The sequence below is a fragment of the Candidatus Obscuribacterales bacterium genome, from assembly GCA_036703605.1.
Classification (GTDB): Bacteria; Cyanobacteriota; Cyanobacteriia; order RECH01; family RECH01; genus RECH01.
The window spans coordinates 1-1,046 of record DATNRH010000998.1 but is presented as its reverse complement, the minus strand read 5'-3'; the positions used below and the strand labels follow the sequence as shown (position 1 = coordinate 1,046).

General features: G+C 52.8%; 1 protein-coding gene. It reads left to right on the top strand.

Annotation, left to right across the window (positions count from 1 at the left end; all coding sequences use genetic code 11):
• The coding region (locus tag V6D20_20485) for a recombinase family protein (protein ID HEY9818157.1) at positions 1–1,046 on the top strand (1,046 nt) is incomplete at both ends.

The window sequence follows — 1,046 nt, the reverse complement described above, 5'->3', positions numbered from 1 at the left end:
GTCCTGCTTTCGTTTGCCCAGTTCGAGCGGGAAGTTACCGGCGAGCGGATCAGGGACAAGATCGCAGCATCCAAGAAGAAAGGTATGTGGATGGGAGGCCCTGTTCCCATTGGATATGATCTGGATGAACGGCGATTGGTTATCAACGATACCGAGGCAAAAACGGTCCGGCATATGTTCCAGCGCTACACGATACTCAAATCAGTACCTCAGCTGGTCGATGAACTGGCTGCTGATGGTTATCGGACAAAGCCACGGCTGTACAAAGGGGAACGGATTGTTGGAGACATTCCGTTCCGGGCCGGATCACTCACCAAACTCCTCCATAACCCGATCTATATAGGAAAGGTCCGGCATAAAGATTCCATCTATGACGGCGAGCATGATCCCATCATCGATCAGGCACTGTTCGATGAAGTGCAAAGCATCTTTGCTACCAATCGCCGGGACAATGCCCTCGGCAAGAAATCGGAAAACCCAAGTCTGTTGACTGGTCTAATCTCTGACCCCGAAGGCAGGCCAATGTCTCCTTCTCAGGCTAGAAAGGGAGAAAGGCTCTACCGCTATTATGCAACCCGCCTGGAGCCAGGCGAAAAGAAGAACACGGTCTGGAGGATGCCGTGCGGTGAGATCGAACGGATCGTGATGAATGCGATTGCCAAAGAACTTGCTTCGCTTCCCTTGGCCGATGGCAAAGATGCAGAAACTTTGGCAGGACTGATTGGTCAAAACGATCAGCTGCTGGCCGACCTCCCATCAATGAGCATTGCCGACAAACGAAAGTTGCTGCTGGAGCTTGATGTGAAAGTGCAGGTAACGGCTGACACCCTCGCTATAGACCTGCTCCTCAATGACCATGAAGAACGGCACAGGTTCAGCATCGATGCCAAGCTGGTATCGAGGGGTATCGAACGGAAACTCGCGATCGCTCCCGATCGGGGTTCGGCGACTTGCGAGGTTGACCCCATCTTGCTCCGCCTAATATCTCATGCCTTCGCAGCACGAGATCATCTGATCCACAATATCCCGCAGCAGATGGTATCGGA